This window comes from Morganella psychrotolerans (assembly GCF_965118875.1).
GTDB classification, from domain to species: domain Bacteria; phylum Pseudomonadota; class Gammaproteobacteria; order Enterobacterales; family Enterobacteriaceae; genus Morganella; species Morganella psychrotolerans_C.
This window is the reverse complement of the sequence record NZ_CBCPJD010000021.1, coordinates 59,321-78,357: the sequence shown is the minus strand read 5'-3', so window position 1 is coordinate 78,357 and position 19,037 is coordinate 59,321. Positions and strand designations below refer to the sequence as shown.

General features: G+C 48.3%; 16 protein-coding genes. 1 reads left to right on the top strand and 15 read right to left on the bottom strand.

Going from position 1 to position 19,037, the window contains the following annotated elements:
• Positions 1-213 precede the first annotated feature (213 nt).
• Together flhA and flhB are read right to left on the bottom strand one after the other, a co-directional pair.
• On the bottom strand, positions 214-2,310 hold the full coding sequence (gene flhA / locus ACMHKJ_RS17505) for a flagellar biosynthesis protein FlhA (RefSeq protein WP_413495933.1): 2,097 nt from the start codon (positions 2,308-2,310) through the stop codon (positions 214-216).
• Position 2,311: 1 nt separating this feature from the next.
• Positions 2,312-3,454 carry a flagellar biosynthesis protein FlhB gene (flhB, locus tag ACMHKJ_RS17500; RefSeq protein WP_413495932.1) on the bottom strand — a complete coding sequence of 381 codons (1,143 nt, stop codon included), beginning with the start codon at positions 3,452-3,454 and terminating at the stop codon, positions 2,312-2,314.
• A 327-nt stretch (positions 3,455-3,781) separates the two neighbouring features.
• Here flhB and ACMHKJ_RS17495 point away from each other — a divergent pair, with 327 nt between their 5' ends.
• A complete protein-coding gene (locus tag ACMHKJ_RS17495) occupies positions 3,782-4,093 on the top strand; it encodes a DUF5339 domain-containing protein (protein ID WP_067402370.1) in 312 nt (103 codons plus the stop codon).
• Between the two features lie 62 nt (positions 4,094-4,155).
• Here ACMHKJ_RS17495 and ACMHKJ_RS17490 read toward each other — a convergent pair whose 3' ends face one another.
• The 13 genes from ACMHKJ_RS17490 to ACMHKJ_RS17430 all read right to left on the bottom strand — a co-directional run bounded on the left by ACMHKJ_RS17490 (position 4,156) and on the right by ACMHKJ_RS17430 (position 18,744).
• A complete protein-coding gene (locus tag ACMHKJ_RS17490; RefSeq protein ID WP_413495930.1) occupies positions 4,156-4,794 on the bottom strand; it encodes a protein phosphatase CheZ in 639 nt (212 codons plus the stop codon).
• Positions 4,795-4,819: 25 nt separating this feature from the next.
• Positions 4,820-5,212, bottom strand: coding sequence for a chemotaxis response regulator CheY (cheY, locus tag ACMHKJ_RS17485; protein WP_067361487.1), 393 nt, complete (start codon positions 5,210-5,212; stop codon positions 4,820-4,822).
• Positions 5,213-5,253: 41 nt separating this feature from the next.
• On the bottom strand, positions 5,254-6,321 hold the full coding sequence (locus ACMHKJ_RS17480; protein WP_413495928.1) for a protein-glutamate methylesterase/protein-glutamine glutaminase: 1,068 nt from the start codon (positions 6,319-6,321) through the stop codon (positions 5,254-5,256).
• Positions 6,293-7,156 (bottom strand): CheR family methyltransferase, encoded by an 864-nt coding sequence (locus ACMHKJ_RS17475; protein ID WP_067403146.1) that lies wholly within the window; start codon positions 7,154-7,156, stop codon positions 6,293-6,295. The genes ACMHKJ_RS17480 and ACMHKJ_RS17475 overlap by 29 nt, the downstream gene beginning before the upstream one ends.
• Before the next feature lie 95 nt (positions 7,157-7,251).
• On the bottom strand, positions 7,252-8,826 hold the full coding sequence (locus tag ACMHKJ_RS17470; protein WP_413495926.1) for a methyl-accepting chemotaxis protein: 1,575 nt from the start codon (positions 8,824-8,826) through the stop codon (positions 7,252-7,254).
• Between the two features lie 115 nt (positions 8,827-8,941).
• Positions 8,942-10,627: a methyl-accepting chemotaxis protein gene (locus ACMHKJ_RS17465; protein WP_413495924.1), complete on the bottom strand. Its 1,686-nt coding sequence runs from the start codon at positions 10,625-10,627 to the stop codon at positions 8,942-8,944.
• 96 nt (positions 10,628-10,723) lie between these two features.
• Positions 10,724-11,221, bottom strand: a complete 498-nt coding sequence (gene cheW / locus ACMHKJ_RS17460; protein ID WP_067361474.1) for a chemotaxis protein CheW — start codon at positions 11,219-11,221, stop codon at positions 10,724-10,726.
• A gap of 16 nt (positions 11,222-11,237) precedes the next feature.
• Complete coding sequence (cheA, locus tag ACMHKJ_RS17455; protein WP_413495922.1) at positions 11,238-13,283, bottom strand: chemotaxis protein CheA; 2,046 nt, start codon at positions 13,281-13,283, stop codon at positions 11,238-11,240.
• Between the two features lie 74 nt (positions 13,284-13,357).
• Complete coding sequence (motB, locus tag ACMHKJ_RS17450; RefSeq protein WP_413495920.1) at positions 13,358-14,386, bottom strand: flagellar motor protein MotB; 1,029 nt, start codon at positions 14,384-14,386, stop codon at positions 13,358-13,360.
• A gap of 7 nt (positions 14,387-14,393) precedes the next feature.
• The gene (gene motA, locus ACMHKJ_RS17445) at positions 14,394-15,281 is read right to left on the bottom strand and encodes a flagellar motor stator protein MotA (RefSeq protein WP_413495919.1); all 888 of its coding nucleotides are present in this window, start codon (positions 15,279-15,281) and stop codon (positions 14,394-14,396) included.
• 100 nt (positions 15,282-15,381) lie between these two features.
• A complete protein-coding gene (gene flhC, locus ACMHKJ_RS17440; protein ID WP_413495917.1) occupies positions 15,382-15,963 on the bottom strand; it encodes a flagellar transcriptional regulator FlhC in 582 nt (193 codons plus the stop codon).
• 5 nt (positions 15,964-15,968) lie between these two features.
• Complete coding sequence (gene flhD, locus ACMHKJ_RS17435; RefSeq protein WP_067361446.1) at positions 15,969-16,322, bottom strand: flagellar transcriptional regulator FlhD; 354 nt, start codon at positions 16,320-16,322, stop codon at positions 15,969-15,971.
• 1,726 nt (positions 16,323-18,048) lie between these two features.
• Positions 18,049-18,744, bottom strand: coding sequence for an MgtC family protein (locus ACMHKJ_RS17430; RefSeq protein WP_413495915.1), 696 nt, complete (start codon positions 18,742-18,744; stop codon positions 18,049-18,051).
• Between the last annotated feature and the right edge of the window lie 293 nt (positions 18,745-19,037).

Below are 19,037 nucleotides of genomic sequence, written 5' to 3'. Positions count from 1 at the left end.
GGCGGAGTAAGCCGCATCTGTGTGCAATGAAAAATGCCGGTCATGATTTGACCGGCTCATAATCCGCAGTACCGCTCCGGTGACGGGCAATTTTATGCGCCGGCAAAAACTGCACCCTGAGTGACGCTGGCTATAAATATATTGTTATACAAAAAACGGGAGCCTGTTTTCACAGACTCCCGCAGAGTATTACGGTAATGGCTAAACCCGTGATTAACCGCCAATCATCGACGTCATTCTTATCTGGCGGCGGTCATTCAGTTCCAGATTTGACATCACCACCAACTGCGGCAGACTGCGGCGCAGGAAGCGGGATAAAATCAGACGCAGGGAGTGATTTACCAGCAATACCGTCGGTGCGCCCATGGCTTCCTGATGTGATACCGCAGCGATTGCCTGCTGCTCAATGCTCTGCGCCAGGTTCGGCTCCAGCCCGCCGCCGTTTTTCGACGCCTGTAACAGAATCTGCTCCAGACCCGCATCCAGCCCGATAACCTGAATTTCACCGGCAGAGCCAAACCACTGCTGTGTGATCGCACGTCCCAGGGCTATCCGCACCTGAGATGTCAGAATATCAGTGTCTTTCTGTTCGCCGTTCTCACCCACCTGCTCGGCCAGTGTTTCAATAATGGTGCGCATATCGCGGATCATCACGTTTTCTGCCAGCAGATTTTGCAGAACGCGGTGGAAAAGCGTCAGTGACAATGTATCAGGGATAAGGTCATCCGCCAGTTTCGGCATCTCTTTTTTCACGCGGTCATACAGCATTTGTGCTTCCTGACGCCCGAACAGGTCACTTGCGTACTCCATCAGGATTTGATTAAAGTGCGTCGCCACCGCTGTACTCGCGGAAACCACGGTATAACCCTGGATTTGCGCCTGCTCACGCAGGTCATCATCAATCCACACCGCCGGCAATCCGAAGGCTGGTTCCTGCGTCGCATCCCCTTCCAGAGAGCCTGCCGCATTGCCGGGATCAATCGCCAGCCAGCGACCCGGCTGAGCTTCTCCGCGCCCGGCTTCCGCGCCTTTAATCAAAATACGATAAGTCGTCGGGGTCAGTTCCAGGTTGTCACAGATGTGTACCACCGGCGGCAGATACCCTACTTCCTGCGCAAACTTTTTGCGCAATCCGCGAATACGTCCGAGCAGCTCGCCCTGCTGGTCATTATCGACAAGCGGGATCAGCCGGTAGCCAACTTCCATTGCCAGTAAATCTTCGGCGACAACATCGTCCCAGGTGGCTTCCGTTACTTTATTGGCTTCACGGAAATGCTTATCCTGCACATTAGTTTCTGTGACTTTCTCCGGTGCCTGTGATTTTTTCACCAGATACCAGCCGAGACCGGCAAGTGCGGCAGTGAACAGCAGGAAAACAAAGTTCGGCATCCCCGGGATAAGCCCGAGCAACCCAAGCACCCCGGCGCTGAGCCACATAACCCGCGGGTTATTGAACAGCTGGGAAATCATCTGTTCGCCGGCATCTTCATCTGTCGCCACGCGGGTCACAATAACACCGGCAGCCGTTGAGATGATAAGTGCGGGGATCTGTGCTACCAGACCATCACCGATGGTCAGCAATGTATAGGTACTGGCGGCATCAGCCAGCGGCATCTGATGCTGGGCAACCCCGACAATCAGCCCGCCGATCACGTTAATCACCATGATCATAATACCGGCGACGGCATCACCACGGACAAATTTACTGGCACCGTCCATCGAGCCGTAAAAATCAGACTCCTGAGTGACTTCGGTGCGCCTGCGTTTGGCTTCTTCATCCGTGATAATACCAGCGTTCAAATCGGCATCAATAGCCATCTGTTTACCGGGCATACCATCCAGAACAAAGCGGGCACCCACTTCCGCAATACGCCCTGCCCCCTTGGTAATAACCATAAAGTTAATTAATACCAGGATAATAAAGACCACAATACCAATAGCAAAGTTACCGCCGACCAGAAAGTGACCGAATGCTTCCACTACCTGTCCGGCAGCAGCCGGTCCGGTGTGTCCGTCCATCAGAATAATACGGGTCGATGCCACGTTCAGTGACAGGCGCAACAGGGTCGAGAAGAGCAGAATGGTAGGGAATGCCGCAAAATCCAGAGTACGCCGGGTAAACATGGCGACCAGCAGAACCATAATGGAAAGTGCGATATTAAACGTAAACAGCAAATCCAGAATGAAGGCCGGCAGCGGCAGAACCATCATGGACAGGATCATCAAAATGAGCACAGGTCCTGCAAGTAACTGCCATTGTGCTCCCTGCATGTTTTTCGGTAATCTTAAAAGTGCAGCCAGATTAGCCATTTCAGTTATTTTCTCCAACAATATCAAGTGCCTGTGGCACCGGTAAATTCTTCGGTTTCTTCGGTTTCAGCCCGCCTTCACGACGCCAGCGACGCAACTGAAACACCCATGCCAGCACTTCAGCCACGGCGGCATACAGTGCCACCGGTATTGACTGACCCACTTCAGCATGGCGGTACAACGCACGCGCCAACGGTGGTGCTTCCAGCAGTAAAATGCGGTTTTCCGCACCAATCTCTTTTATCCGCAGTGCCAGTACACCGGCACCTTTTGCCAGCACTTTGGGGGCGCTCATTTTTTTATCGTCATACTTGAGGGCAACCGCGTAATGTGTAGGGTTAGTCACGATGACATCAGCACGCGGTACATCCGCCATCATGCGGTTATGCGCCATCGCCCGCTGTTGCTGGCGAATTTTTGCTTTGATCTGCGGGTCACCTTCCTGCTGTTTGAACTCATCCTTGATATCCTGACGGCTCATCCGCAGCTTTTTCAGATGAGAACGCAACTGCCAGAACACATCAAACGCCACCATCGGGATCAGCATGAATATGATGAGATAACCGGCAAAAATGACTTTCTGCATCGCATTACCCATTGCTGTTCCCGGTGATTCCATTGCCAGATGCAGTAATGAGGGCCAGGCCTGCCATAAAAAAACCCATGCACCAAGACCGATAAATGCGGATTTGAGAATGGCTTTGAATAACTCGGCCAGCGCATTCATGGAAAAAATGCGTTTAAGCCCCTTTAACAGACTGAGTTTTGACAGATCAAACTTGATGGATTTCGTATTGAATGCCAGCCCGCCGACCAGTGCCGATGCCGAAATACCCACCAGCGCCAGCCCGCCGACAACCGGCAGCAGCGCAAACAGCGCTTCCGTTATCACTTTGCCCAGATAACTGAGCATCAACCCGGAGTTTTGCAGATAAAAACTGTCAAAAATAAATCCCTGGCGAAAAATAGTACGCAGCTGTGCCGCCAGATGTCCGCCGCTTAACCACAGCAAACTAACCCCTGCCAGCATCATCATCAGTGAGCTGAGCTCTTTTGAGCGGGCTATCTGACCGTCTTCTTTCGCTTTCTGTTTTTTATGGGGGGTGGGATCTTCTGTTTTTTCTACATCACTTTCATCAGACACGCACGCCTCCGCCGTCTGCGGCTATTTTGCTTATGGCTATAGCATGACAGAGTACTGCTGATTCAATGGTGGAAAATGACTGATCTTAACGGGGTAATTCCCTGATTAAAGCTGCTCTGATGAACTTTCCAGCAGAAAATAACTTACTCAGGAAACAAATCATGCTCTTGCAATGCTTTATCTGCGCAAATCCGTCCGCAGCCCCACGAAACCCCGTATTTCACCTAAAACATTAAATTAGGAATAATTCCGATAGGCATAATTGCTGGTTTATCTATAATTCCGGACGGTTTATTCCACGATAATCACAAGCAAGGTACTCACTACATGAAAAAAACAATTTTAGCCTGCTCTCTGGGTTTGATGGCTCTGGCACTTACCGCATGTTCCGGCGAAGAAAAAACAGCATCAGCCGTTCCGGGTGCCACTGAAACTTGCAACAAATACTTCTCTGAAGTTGATGCTTTAATGAAAAAAGCCAGCGAAAATGAAGCAGCTAAAGCTCAGTTAGAGCCAATGATGAAGCAGTACGATGATGCTAAAAAGCAAATCGCTGCAATGCCTAAAGACCAGCAGGATGCTGCATGTAAAGCCGGTAGCGAAGCACTGGCTCAGGTTAAGCAGGCAATGGGTATCTAATATCCTTCCCGTGTGGAACGATATTTCTGAACCGCAGTATCCTTACTGCGGTTTTTTTACAACTAAAATCCGAGTTCATCCAGCAAGTCATCAACCTGTGACTGAGATGCCACCACATTTGAGCCTTTCGGATCAATCTGCGGCCCGTTCTTGAGACTGTCGACCGGATGTTTTGCACGGATATCCGCCGGTGTATTTTCCATCAGCAGGAATAACAGCTGTTTCTCTGTCTCTTCCACGACTTCCATCATTTTTTTCACAACCTGGCCGGTCAGATCCTGAAAGTCCTGCGCCATCATGATTTCCATCAGCTCACTTTTGGTCACCGCACTGCCGTCAATCACCCGGCGGATAAAGGCCATGGTTGATTCCTGCAATAACGGGTCACTCTCCGGTGACGGGGACGATTGCCAGCGTGCCTGCAAATCCAGCGCCTCATCATGCATCTTTACCTGTAACGGCTTGATGGTGTCTATCCCGTTGAGTGTTCTTTCGGCGGCCTGTGCTGTCATCTGAGCGATGTAACGCAATCTGTCTTTTCCGTCCGGAATTGTCGCGACCGCTTGTTGCACGCCCTTTTCTAATCCCAGTTCACGCATGCTTTCTCTCAACATCCTCGTTAAAAAACCAACCCGGGTGATGATCTGTTTTAAATCATCATCACTGTTTTTATTTCTGTCCGTTGATATGCTTTCCGTCATCCTGCTTTCCCTCTGCTGATACTTTTCAGTTCAGACCCATCTTTTCAAACACCTTGTTCAGCTTTTCCTCAAGAATGGCTGCGGTGAACGGCTTGACGACATAACCACTGGCACCCGCCTGGGCTGCGGCAATAATGTTCTCTTTTTTGGCTTCGGCGGTGACCATCATGACCGGAATGTGCTTGAGTGCCTCATCTGCACGGATGGTTTTCAGCAACTCCAGTCCGTCCATATTCGGCATGTTCCAGTCCGCCACCACAAAATCAATCTGTCCCGCACGGATTTTCTCCAGTGCATCCACGCCGTCTTCAGCCTCTTCAATTTTGTTGTATCCCAACTCTTTTAAGAGGTTGCGTACAATACGGCGCATTGTGGAAAAATCATCAACAACCAGAAAATTTAAATCTTTAGCGGCCATAACCACTCCTGCTTCAATACAATGAATAATTGCTGCTCCCGCTATGCGGAAACAGCGGCAAGTCTTTCCAGCACGCTCGGTGCTATTTTGAGGAGATCGCGGATCTCATCGACGGCATCCAGTTCAATTGCCGCTCTCGGCATGCCAAACACCACACAGCTTCGCTCATCCTGCGCGTAGGTCACCGCGCCTTTCTGGTGCAGATTAAGCATACCGCGTGCGCCGTCCATGCCCATCCCGGTCAGTAGTATCGCGATACATTTACGCCCGGCACTTTCTGCCACTGAGTCAAACAGCACATCCACAGACGGACGGTGACGATTTACCGGTGGCGTCTGTTGCAGTGCCACCTGATAACCATGCCCTTTATCCACAATCAGCATGTGAGCATCTCCCGGTGCGATATACGCATGCCCTTTCAGCAGGGTATCGCCGTGTTCAGCTTCTTTTACCGTAAGCGCACACAGTTTGTTCAGCCGCTCAGCAAACGAACGGGTGAAACCCGCCGGCATATGCTGGGTAATAACCACCGGCGGACATTCCGGCGGCAACATTTCCAGAAACTGGCGGATAGCTTCAGTACCGCCTGTTGAGGCACCAACCGCTATCACGCGGTTGTGGCAAACATACGATGACAACGGCTTGCCGGTAACCACCGGTGTTGCGGCTGTTTTTTCCTGACGCAGAGTACGGCTTACCCGGGTGACTTTTGACATGGCTGCCGCACGGATTTTTTCACCGATAAGATCCCGGTAACTCATCATGGTTTCACGGATGCCTATCTGCGGTTTGGTGACAAAATCCACCGCCCCCAGCTCCAGTGCTTTTAACGTCACTTCAGAGCCTTTGGAGGTCAGAGTGGAGACCATCACAACCGGCACCGGGTGCAGACGCATCAGTTTTTCCAGAAAATCGATTCCGTCCATACGCGGCATTTCGACATCCAACGTGACCACGTCGGGCTCATGCTGTTTAATCAAATCACGCGCAACATACGGGTCCGGTGCTACATCCACAACCGTCATATCCGGATGACTGTTAATGATTTCACGCATTAGCTGGCGCATCAGCGCGGAGTCATCAACGCAAAGTACTTTTATTTTTTTCATCACCTCTCCCGGCAGCCTGAACGCTGTATACGGTTTGTCCTCTGATGACATAACGCTGGGATAACTGAGATAAATTCTCTGAGTGTCCGATAAACAGCAGTCCGTCAGGCTTCAGTAGCGGAATAAAACGTTCCAGCAGTTGTTTTTGCATCTCTTTATCAAAATAAATCATGACATTACGACAGAAAATAGCGTCAAATTGTCCCTGAAACTGCCAGTCAGTATCGGTCAGATTCAAAAGCCTGAAATCCACCATCCGGCCGAGTGCCGGTTTTATCCGCGCATAACCTTCATATTCTCCGACGCCTTTCATAAAGTAGCGCTGGCGCTGAAGGGCATTCATATTTTTCAGCTCTTCAAGGCGGTAAACACCTTTACGGGCTTTTTCCAGCACTTCAGTGTCGATGTCGCTGGCGATCACTTTGGCATTCAGTGCATTTTGTCCGAGAACATCACTGAGTGTCATGGCGATAGAATAAGGTTCTTCCCCGGTTGACGAGGCCGCACACCAGATGTTGATCGGCTGATCACGGCGGGAGCGGATAAATTCTGTCAGTGTCTGAAAATGGTGCGGCTCGCGGAAAAAAGCCGTTAAATTCGTCGTCAGTGCATTAATAAAAGCCTGCCATTCCGGGTGCAGCGGCTCCCGTTCCAGCATGCGCAGGTATTCAGCAAATGTTCCCGTATTGCAGTCTCTCAGCCGCTTTAACAGGCGGTTGTAGACCATGTTTTTTTTATTCATGCTAAGGACGATGCCTGACTTTTTATAAATAAACCGGCACACCCGACCAAACTCATCATCTGTGAGTGGTGCTATCTGTGGCGCAAAAAGCATCGTACTTGTTGTCCTTTCTGTAAAAATAGTCATACGACCAGGCACCGGACAGCCTGCGATATGGCAGCCCGGAACCGGGGAGTTTCACGACTTAATCAGCCGGCAAAGCCGGTTTTGGGTCCTTTATTGTCAGGTAATTCAAAGAACGACACTGTTTCCACCAGGTTATTAGCCTGATCTTCCAGTGCTGCGGTGGCGCTGGTGGACTGCTCAACCAGCGCGGCGTTTTGCTGAGTAACGAGATCCATCTGACTGACGGCAGTTGCCACCTGTTCAATTCCCCGGCTCTGTTCATTGGATGCCGAGGCGATTTCACTCATTAATTCCGTCACCTGATTTACCGCAATCACCAGCTCTTCCATGGTCTTACCGGCGCTATCCACCAGTTGAGTACCCTGTCCGACCCGGTCAACGGACTCATCAATCAATGATTTTATCTCTTTCGCCGCTTCCGCACTGCGTTGTGCCAATGCACGGACTTCACCTGCCACCACAGAGAACCCGCGTCCCTGCTCTCCGGCACGGGCAGCTTCAACCGCCGCATTCAGTGCCAGAATATTGGTCTGGAATGCAATGCCGTCGATTACGCTGATAATGGCGCTGATTTTCTGCGAACTATTGGCAATTGAGGTCATGGTTTCAATCACGTTATCCGTGATTTTCCCGCCACGCCCGGCCATTTTAGATGCGGTTACCGCCAGCTCACTGGCCTGGCGCGCATTATCCGCATTCTGTTTCACGGTGGCGGTCAGCTCTTCCATGCTGGCTGCTGTCTCTTCCAGAGAGGCGGCCTGCTGCTCTGTACGTGATGATAAATTATTATTGCCCAGCGCAATCTCACGAATTCCGGTATACATTTGGTCTGTATTCAGGCGAACGTTTGATATCGATTCTGCCAGTGATGTCTGCATCAGTTGTAACTGCCCGAAAACACTACCTATTTCATCACGGGACGTGACATCTATCTGCTGATTCAGTTTCCCTTCGGACACCCGCATAAAATGTTCACCCATGCTGGTCAGCGGATTAATCACTTTGTGACGCATCCAGAAATGCGCGAGCACAGAGATAAACAAGATAGTGCCGGTCACGCAGAAAAACATAATCCATGCCAACCGGTTATAGAATGTGCCGGACTCAATGGCACTGCGGCTTTCATCGTCGAGTAATGCAAGATAATCACTGACAACCGCCCCCATTCTGTCCTGATACATTTGTGTAGGGTGCTCAACGTAAGCAGGGATATTACCGGCATCAATATAACCGCGCAGTTCCTTCACCACACCGAGGTAAGACTGATACTGCTCCTCGATACCGGCTAAATCCTCTTTCTCACTGAGAACCGGCTGCGCTTTAAACTGGTTATAATCTTCAGCGGCTTTGTCCAGCAACAAATCAAAGGCGGTTTTCACCTGACGGATATCACTCTCTTCAGAGCCGACTTTGATATGGATAACAACCTGAGTCAGCAGGTTACGTGCCTGCATCAGATCTTCATACGATGAAACCAGCAATGCCCGCTTTTTAGAGCCGAGATCGACCCGTTCCAGCGACGTTAACTCTGATGAAACAATTCCCAGCGATAAGCCACTGGAAATTATCTGCATGCCACAAAAGAAAATGAGTAGCAGATATAAACTGACAGAAATCCGAATTCTCTTACCAAACATATACCATCCCCAATTGCGTCCGCTCAGAGCTCACCTGCTTCCATTATTGTTATCGCTGTGATGCACAAAAGCGCCGTCAGGTATCACCCTGACAGCGCAAAGCTGAGACGCGTCGTTAGAAAGTTTCCCAATTGTCATCATCTTGATGGTTCTTCGATGATATTTTACTGAGATCCGGGGTTTTCACGACGTTTGAAATCGTTCTTGCCGCCGGTTCAGTATACTTATCGTCCCTGTGTTTCAAGGCCGGTAAGCGGAAAATAGCTATCAGTTGTGACAGTTTTGCCACCTGTTCTTCCAGCACATTTGCCGCTACCGCAGACTGCTCAACCAGTGAAGCGTTCTGCTGCGTCACTTTGTCCATTTCAGCCACTGCAATACTGACCTGTGAAATTCCTTTGCTCTGCTCATCAGAAGCGGTGGCGATATGGGCCATGATGTCAGTAACACGCGTGACGGATTCCACAATCTTAGTCATGGTTTCACCGGCATCTTCTGCCTGACGGGCGCCTGTTCCGGTACGGGATACCGAGTCTTCAATGAGCGTTTTAATTTCTTTTGCCGCATTAGCACTGCGCTGGGCAAGGTTGCGGACTTCGTCTGCGACCACAGCAAATCCACGTCCGTGTTCACCGGCGCGCGCCGCTTCCACAGCAGCATTCAGTGCCAGGATATTGGTCTGGAACGCGATACTGTCGATAACCGCAGTGATATCAGAAATTTTCTGTGAACTATCAGCGATATTCAGCATGGTATTCACCACGTTAGACACCACTTTCCCGCCTTCACGTGCAATTTCAGATGCCTGACCGGCAAATTCGCTGGCCTGATGGGCATATTCGGTATTCTGTTTCACCGTGGCAGTCAGCTCACTCATGCTGGCAGCGGTCTGCTCCAGACAGGCAACCTGCTCTTGTGTGCGCGCAGATAAATCATTGTTTCCTGCTGCAATTTCACTGGTGCCCTGATAAATATTTTCACTACCGTCACGCACACCGCGCACCGTATTGATAAGCTCCTGCTGCATGTGCTGAACACCACGCCCCAGATCCGCTATTTCATTATTACCATCAACCTGTACTGTCGGGGTCAGATCACCGGCAGCGAAGATATTGATGCGTTCCACCAAATTATTCAGAGGAAAAATAATGCCGCGTTTAACATAGCGGTAGCTGATAATACCGGTCAGAGCCAGAATAATGGCAAGCGCAATCAGCATATAAAGTGACTGACTGTAATTGTTTTCCCCGTTCTCAACTTCGCTCTGAAATGCAGCCGAAATACTGTCAAAATATGCATTAAACTGCTCTTCGAACTTCACCTGATAACCGGATGTGGCATAGGTATAGAACTGTTCCAGCTGGTCGCTCTTCACATACGTTGACAGCCGGGTTAACGCATTACGGTAAGTTTCATAGGTTGAAAGCAGTTTTTCAAACTTTGCCTTATCGTATGATGTCCCTTCCATCATTTTCATATAGCGGGCATAGGCGTTATCCGCCTCTGCTAACTGACGGTGAGCTGTGTTGATCAGATCTTCTGCACTGGCATCATCCTTAAAAGGGTGATCTTTGAGCAAAAAACCATTCGCCGCACGGTTTAAGTTCGCACGGGCCTGCAACAGATTTACCCAGCTCTGGGTTAAAACTTGTCTCTGCCGCTGGAGAGAGTCCAGAAAATGAATGCTGTCACGATTATCACCCAGCTTGCTGAACATCAGCCCGCTGGATGCTAATTGCAGCAGTACAAAAATAAGAATGACGGATAAAAGCCCTGATACAATTTTAATTCGGCTATACATAATTTTTTTACTGACATAGTTTTATTGTATTTTTGATATCGGTCACATCAAAAAAAACTTTAGTGATAGATACACCAAAACCATTTAGCTTAGTTATCATTCAGCCATGCTGTCGATAAGCGCCATTTCATCGCTGGAAAGCAGCTTTTCAATGTCCACCAGGATAAGCATCCGCTCACCGATAGTGCCAAGCCCGGTCAGATAACGGGTGGATAATGTCACGGCAAAGTCCGGAGCCGGCGCAATCTGCTCATCTTTAAGAACCAGCACATCCGATACGCCGTCAACCACAATACCCACCACGCGATCTTTGAGATTGACCACAATCACTACGGTATTGTCGTTATAGGTCACGTTCTGGTGAGAAAATTTCACCCGCAGGTCGATAATCGGAATAATAACGCCGCGTAAGTTAGTGACACCTTTAATAAAGTCCGGCGTATTCGCAATCCGGGTAACTTGTTCATATCCGCGGATTTCCTGTACTTTCAGGATCTCAATACCGTACTCTTCTTCGCCTAAGGTGAAAATCAGATACCCTTCGCCGTTTTTTTCTTCATCAAGTTTGTTAAAATCATCATCCATCATAGACATGGTCATTTACCTTTATTTATTGCATCACGACGTGTGACGTGTTCAGTTTTTTGCTGCACAAAATTTCGTTGTTCATCCGCTGTAGCTCCGCCACATCAACAATCAGTGCGACAGTGCCGTCACCCATGATAGTCGCGGCAGAAATGCCCGGAATTTTGCGGTAGTTGCTTTCGACGTTTTTCACCACAACCTGCTGCTGACCAACAAGTTTGTCGACCAGTAAGGCGTAACGGTTACCCGCATTCTGAACAATCAGCGCAATGCTTTTTGCCAGGTCGCGTTCCGCACCATCGATACCGAATACCTGATGCATTTCGACCAGCGGCAGATACTCCCCGCGCACCAGCAACATTTTTTCTTCACCCGCCAGCCGGTAAATATCTTCCTGACGCGGTTGCAATGTGCTGATAATGGCGCTGAGCGGTACGATAAACACATCGTCTGCAATTTTGACGGACATGCCGTCCAGTATAGCGAGGGTCAGCGGCAGCAAAATGCGGGTGATGGTTCCCTTGCCTTCTGTAAAGCCAATCTGGATACGTCCGCCCATGTCCTGGATGTTCCGTTTCACCACATCCATACCAACGCCGCGCCCGGACACGTCTGTGATAACCTCGGCGGTGGAGAAACCCGGTGCCATAATCAGCATCGCGATATCATCATTGGTCATGTTGTCGTGGACATCCATTCCCTGCTGGCGGGCTTTCGCCAGAATGCGTTCGCGGTTCAGTCCCGCGCCGTCATCCCGCACCTCAATACAGATGTTGCCACTCTGATGCTCTGCTGCCAGCGTCAGTGTTCCGGCTTCCCGCTTACCGTTTGCCGCACGGACTTCCGGTCGTTCAATACCGTGATCAAGACTGTTGCGCACCAGATGCGTCAGCGGGTCAATAATCCGTTCGATCAGGCTCTTATCCAGTTCGGTTGAGCTACCCTCAACTTTCAGTTCGATTTTTTTGTTCAGTTTGGAGGCGATATCGCGCACCATGCGCGGGAAGCGGCTGAATACGTAATCCATCGGCATCATCCGGATGGACATGACCGACTCCTGCAATGCCCGTGAATTGCGCTCAAGCTGAACAATCGAACTGAGCAGTTCGGCATATTCTGACTGTTCAACCTGCTGACTGTGCTGTGTCAGCATCGACTGAATAATCACCAATTCACCCACCAGGTTAATCAGCTGATCGACCTTTTCCACTGCCACACGGATACTGCCGCTGTCGCCTTTAGTTTTAGCAGCCGGTGCTTTGCGTGCAGGCTCTGCCTGTTTTTCCACAGGAGCGGCCTGCGGAGCTTGCACAACCTCCGGCACGTCCTGCTCCGCCGGTTTTTCTTCTGCGGCCAGAATAGCGGCTAACTCTTCCGCCGGTGTTTCTTCGTGCGCTATCTGCGATTCATCCACCACAAAGCAGAGCACGCCACAGACATCTTCAATATCCGTATTCGTTCCGAGCCAGATCCGCAGTGTGTCTGTGCCCTCTTCTGTTTTATAAACAGTCCCGAACAGTGCGAGTTCATCCGCAAGCAAAGGGACTTCCGTAGCTTTTAACTGACTGAGCGTAAAAGTGACATGATGTGCAAAACCGGTTCCCACAGCCGCAGAAACAGCTGTTGTTTCCGTTGGTTCATCACCAATGCTATCCTCAGTCTGTGTTGTGATAACAGCGGCATCTGCGACACTCTGCTCTACACGGCCCAGAACTTCACAGATGCGGTTAAAGCTCTCTTCATCCGGCAATCGGTCACTTTTGTAGGCATCAAGTTGCGAGCCCATCACATCTTTCGTGTCCAGGAAGATATCGATGATGTCCGGCGTCAGAGTAAGTTCATCATGACGGGCTTTATCGAGCAGATTTTCCAGGGTATGCGTGGTTTTTTGCAGCAGCGTAAATCCGAATGTCGCAGCGCCGCCCTTGATAGAATGTGCGCTGCGGAAGATGGCATTAAGCTGTTCGCTGTCCGGGTCATGAGGATCGAGCTCCAGCAGATGCTGCTCCATATCAAGGAGCAACTCGTCAGCTTCATCGAAAAACGTTTGATAAAACTCGGTTATATCCATCGCTGTTATCCAATTGGCTTGTGTTACGACTGACAGGTACTGCCGGAAAATCCGGCAGTACCTGTGTTTCATATTTATTGTTGTTTGTCTGCCGCCGTGGCGGCATCCTGTGGCGACATTGCGCCGGGTTCTGCCGGGATCACCGGTTGTTTTTCCGGCTCCGGTGGTATCACACTGATTTCAGCCGGATTTTTTTCCGCAGGTATCCCTGCCGGTGGCATCTCCAGCGCGTTCAGTTCCTGTATGCTATTGATTGGTACAGCACCTTCATATTCATGCAGGATACTGGCCCTTTCTGCTTCATTCAGAACGATGATACTGATACGACGGTTTATCGGTGCCAGCCCGTCTTTTTTGTCCAGATGAACAGATGATGCCATCCCGACCACCCGCAGAATTTTATGTTCATTCATTCCGCCACGAACCAGCTCACGGCGGGATGCATTTGCACGCTCTGCGGATAATTCCCAGTTACTGTAGTTCGCACCATTAGCGTACGGCAGATCATCTGTATGGCCGGAGATACTGATGCGGTTCGGCACATCATTGAGGATCGGCGCAATAGCCCGCAAAATATCCCGCATATAAGGCTCAACGTGTGTTGAACCCACCATAAACATCGGGCGGTTAGCACTGTCCACAATCTGAATACGCAAACCGTCATCAATCATGTCAATCAGCAGGTGCGGCTTCAGTTCATTCAGACGCGGGTCATTTAAAATTGCCTGCTCCAGATCTTGTTTCAGTTTTTCAAAATCACCTTCCTGATCCTGACCCTGCTCATCCATCATGCTGTTCGGATCCGGCATTACATCGCCTTCCTGATAGATGATGTCCTTGCCACCGCCCGGGATAGGGTTTGTCGCATCACCGGTTTTTGAGCCCGGATTAATCGCCGTTCTCAGCGGTGTACGAAAATATTCCGCTATTTGTGTCAGTTCCTGCGGACTGGAAATTGAAATCAGCCACATCACCAGGAAGAACGCCATCATTGCAGTCATAAAATCCGCATAGGCAATCTTCCATGATCCCCCGTGTCCGCCGCCGTGCGAGTGTCCACCCCGCTTTTTGACGCGGATAATCTGCGTATTGCCCGGTTTCATTGTCTGATTACTCCTCGTCCTTCGCTTCGGTACGGTGACTGACCTTCACTTCGCGGACTTTATCTTCCAGCTCGGTAAATGACGGACGATCTGTGCTGAACAGCACTTTGCGGCCAAATTCGACAGCAATTTGCGGAGGGTAGCCCTGAAGTGAAGAGAGGAAGGTCACCTTGATACATTCCAGCACTTTTAATTGCTCGCCGCTGCGCAGGCGGATAAGCGAAGCCAGAGGTAAAATAAAGCCATAGGCCACAAGGATCCCGAGGAATGTTCCGACCATCGCATGAGCAATCAGCGCACCCAGCTCACCGGCAGGGCGATCTGCGGCGGCCAGTGCATTGACCACACCGAGAACCGCTGCGACGATACCGAATGCCGGCATGGAATCACCCACCATATTCAGACCGGATGCAGGGACTTCACTCTCCTGGCGGAATGTTTCCAGTTCTTCTTCCATCAACGCTTCAATTTCATGACTTTGCAGGTTACTGGTAATCATCAGACGCAGATAATCAACGAGGAACAACAGCGCAACGGGATCTTTCATAATGCGGGGATACTGGGAAAAGATATCGCTCTCCTGTGGATTTTCGATATCTTTTTCCAGTGCCAAAAGCCCCTGTTGGCGGGATTTATTCAAAAGCTGAAACAAAAGTGCCATCAGATCCATTGACATTGTTTTGTTGTAAGCCGAACGCCGGAACAGGCGAGGCAGGACTTTACCCAGGGCAATAATAGATTTCCCGCTGTTACCAACGACAAATGCACCAAAGCCGGCACCTAAAATAATAACAAATTCAGCGGGTTGATAAAGAGCACCCATATGACCGCCGACCATCAGATAGCCGCCGATGACCGTGCCTGTAACAATGATGTATCCAATGAGTATTAACACGCTATTCCCTTTCACTCAGTTAGGTATCGGATGGCAGTCAAAGGGAGTTTTCAGGAAGGACAGGCAAAAATATATTTGCCTGTTTACCAAATCAATCCAATCACATTACCGCTTTGGCAATGCCATCCTGTCGATATAGCGTAATATCGGCGGGATGAGCGGAAAGTTTACGTTTTTTTATTGCCCGTGACGGAGGCTGGCACAGACTACAGGTAAAACTGTTTTCAGGGATGTGTGCATAGGTGATAAATGAACCTTTGCACCCGAAGCAGACAGAGCATTGCAACATACCGCTGTCCACAAACCGGACCAGCGTCCATGCACGTGTCAGCGCCAGCAACGGCTCCTCACCGGGCGCAGGCGGGCATTGTTCCAGGTAGAGCCGGTAGGCCTTTACTATCACGTCAACTCCGGTGCACTGGCCGCTGTTCATTAAAAACTGGTAAGCGTTATAAAACATGGAAGCATGAATATTTTGTTCCCAGGTCATAAACCAGTCTGTCGAAAACGGCAGCATGCCTTTCGGCGGCGGGCAACCCCGCAGCTCTTTGTATAACCGAATCAGTCGTCCCCGGCTGATTTGTGTTTCACTTTCCAACATCTGAAGACGGGCACCCAGAGTGATTAATTCCATCGCGAGACGGATATCCTGAGCCTCTTTGATGATACTTTTTTCAGCCATGATACTTATCTTTTTCTTGCATGTGAGTCAGAGTCACCCGCGCCATGTGTTTGTAACAGGCGGGTTGACAGTAAAATTCCGGTGTGAATTTGTTGTAGTTCATCCACGCGGGAATCGCGTGTGAGTCGTTCAATCGTTTCGCTGTTTTCAAATCTGAACTGACAGATTAGCTGGTTAGTTTCTGCTAATTTGACTAATTGATGGAGGGAAAGATTTGCTAATGTAGTTGCCATGGCGTCGCTTACACCCAACCGGAACATGGCAGTGGCTTTTTCCTGAGCGATAAGTTTTTGGGCAAGCAGTAAATATGAGAGATTAATGTCATAAATATGCTTCAGAAAATCAGTCGTCGGGTTCATTTTTTTTCCTTTCCGAATATTAGCAGCATCAATGTAGCGCAGAAACAAACCCGGGGTTTGAGTGATGCCTGAGAACCTGTTTTAAGTAATATTGTAATTACCGGAGGAGTTCATTCCATTGTTTGACCTGTCAGTCCATATATGAATATCCGGCATGCGTGTGCAGTACACAAAAGTAAACTTAAATTAAATACATATCAGGAATACCTGTAAACAATAAAAGTACTGATGAAAATCAGTACTAGCTTATTTAATGTCTGAGCCAGCTTATATCATTTATGGGCGTGATTTATTATGCACCACAAAATTAACTATTCAAGCCACTGATGTTTGTTTTTAGCCCCCTGATATAAATAACCCATCATGCATTAGTGCAATTTCACTATTTATTATATTTTGTCTCTTCATATCCCAAATAGCCACCATACTTATGACTCACATAAGTCAAATGCCAGTAATCTTCAGGTAAATCCGACTCTTTTTACGTGCGGCATGAGTTCAATACACCAACCACATTACAGAACAAAGAATATTGATCCATATCAAAATATTTTATTCAGAAACCCGTCATTACAATAAATAATGCCGTAGTGCTTGATTAAAATGGTGGTATAAACCACTTATTTTTCTTATTTCACATGATTAAAGCCACATTTTAGTATTTTTTTGTCAGGAGAATAGCCATATCATGACAGAATGTAACGGCATGACTTCTGATCAGGATTGAGATCAATGTTAAGTGTTTTTTATCAAAAAATAGACAGTACCAACATCAATTCATTAGTTTAATTTACACTTGGTTCGACTTTTAATTTCTGAAGAAAATAATTTAATATTTAATATTCTTAATTATTGGCAGGTTTTTTATATTCGTTTCAATTACTGTTTTTTATAAAAAATAGCATTATTTATTTTTATACCACCATTTATTTCTCGTTTAAAAGTGAATACGCTCACGTATATCTGTTCCGGTTACACTTTTATAAATCCGACACCCTCTTTGCGCCCCTTGCCTGCTATACCTGTCTGACTGTAAACAGTACCTTTTTGTTATTTGTTACATCCGTGTTCTGCCGGTATCGCAATCCCGGTATTTTCCTATTAGCAAAAGCGTTAATTAAATGTAGCATAAGGGCGTAAATCAGAAGGATTATGATTCCTGAGGCTATAGTAACAGAACGTTACTATATACTTTTGTTTTTACAAATTATACGAGTAAATCGGAATCGACGGAATAATGACTAACCATTCGCCGCATTAGTACACACACCCGACAGCTGTTTTTAACGGCTTATCTCCAAAATAATACACAGATCAAAATTAGCCTTTTTTCGGTTTATTTTTTTTGTCTGAGCAATATGAATAATTTCCATTATTTGGGCTCCGGATCACAATGTATCGCAAATTTTCTGAAAAATTTCCAAATCTACAGTCTTTTTTTGTGATGGAAATCACGTAGCTATCGTAAAAAAGCGCAGTTTATTCACTTGTGCGATGACAATATCCCGTTATCACTACTTCGCCGTTTATCCTCTGCATAAATTTTTTTTAGTTCTTTATTCTTAATAAAAGAATAAAATCACATCCCTGTCCCGCTATTAATTATTGCCATGTTTCAATATTCTGTTTATACGCGAAATAAAGCTAACAACTGATCAGATAAGTAAATGTCCTGATTTCAATTGGCGACAGCAGTAATGACCGCCACCAATCCCCTGCGAAAATATCAGACAGGTTGCTCTGATGAAATAATCCAGTTCACCGCACTGACACTTTTCTCCAGACTGACCCGGCAAACGATGCCTTCCACCTCTTTTTGCTCTGCCAGAGTAGCCTCAACTTCAGCACAGACCTCCAGTAATCCCTGTTGAATGTCCGCACTGCTGAGTGATTTAAGACGGACATGTAACCCATTCAGAGCCTGTAAAATGACAGTACGGACTAAAATTTCATCTTTTTCATGGCAGGTAACACGAATTTTATAGTTCTGCACCAGGTCTGTAGCCTGGCTTTTTGGCTGTGCATTAATCCTCAGCGCAGCCTCCCGTAACAGAATGTTTGCGCATAAAATAACCAGCGTGGCAGTAGCGGCAATAGTGAACTCCCCTAATCCGCACAACACACCAATCCCCGCGGAACACCACAATGTCGCCGCCGTATTTAATCCGCGGATATTCATACCTTCACGCATAATGACACCGGCACCTAAAAACCCGATACCGGAGACAATTTGCGCCGCGATCCTGCCGGGACTGTCCGGTGAGGTACTGACAGAGCTTAAAATAAAAACAGTGGCACCAATTGCCACCAGGGCATTGGTTCTCAGTCCGGCCATGCGCTGACGCCACTGGCGTTCCGCACCAATTAATGCACCGAGTGCAAGTGCGGCAAGTAAATTCAGTAAATAGGGAATTGCAAACATAGTAACCTCCACCTGTATGACGCAATGACGTCAGGTGTTAAAACAGAAAAATGGAAAATAACGGAAATTTCTGCTCAGTTACCGGGAGGAAAGAGTGTATGAAAAATAATGAACATGCTGCATACCTTTACCAGTGGTCCCCCTTTAAAGGAGATCACACGTGATTGTGCAGTACATGATGACAATGCACCGCCGCCGGGATTCCGGCAGGCAGTTTCAGAAAGGAATGCGGGCCGGATTACTACAATGTGTCGTCACTGCAACTGTCCAAATCCGGATCCTCTGCTTAAAAT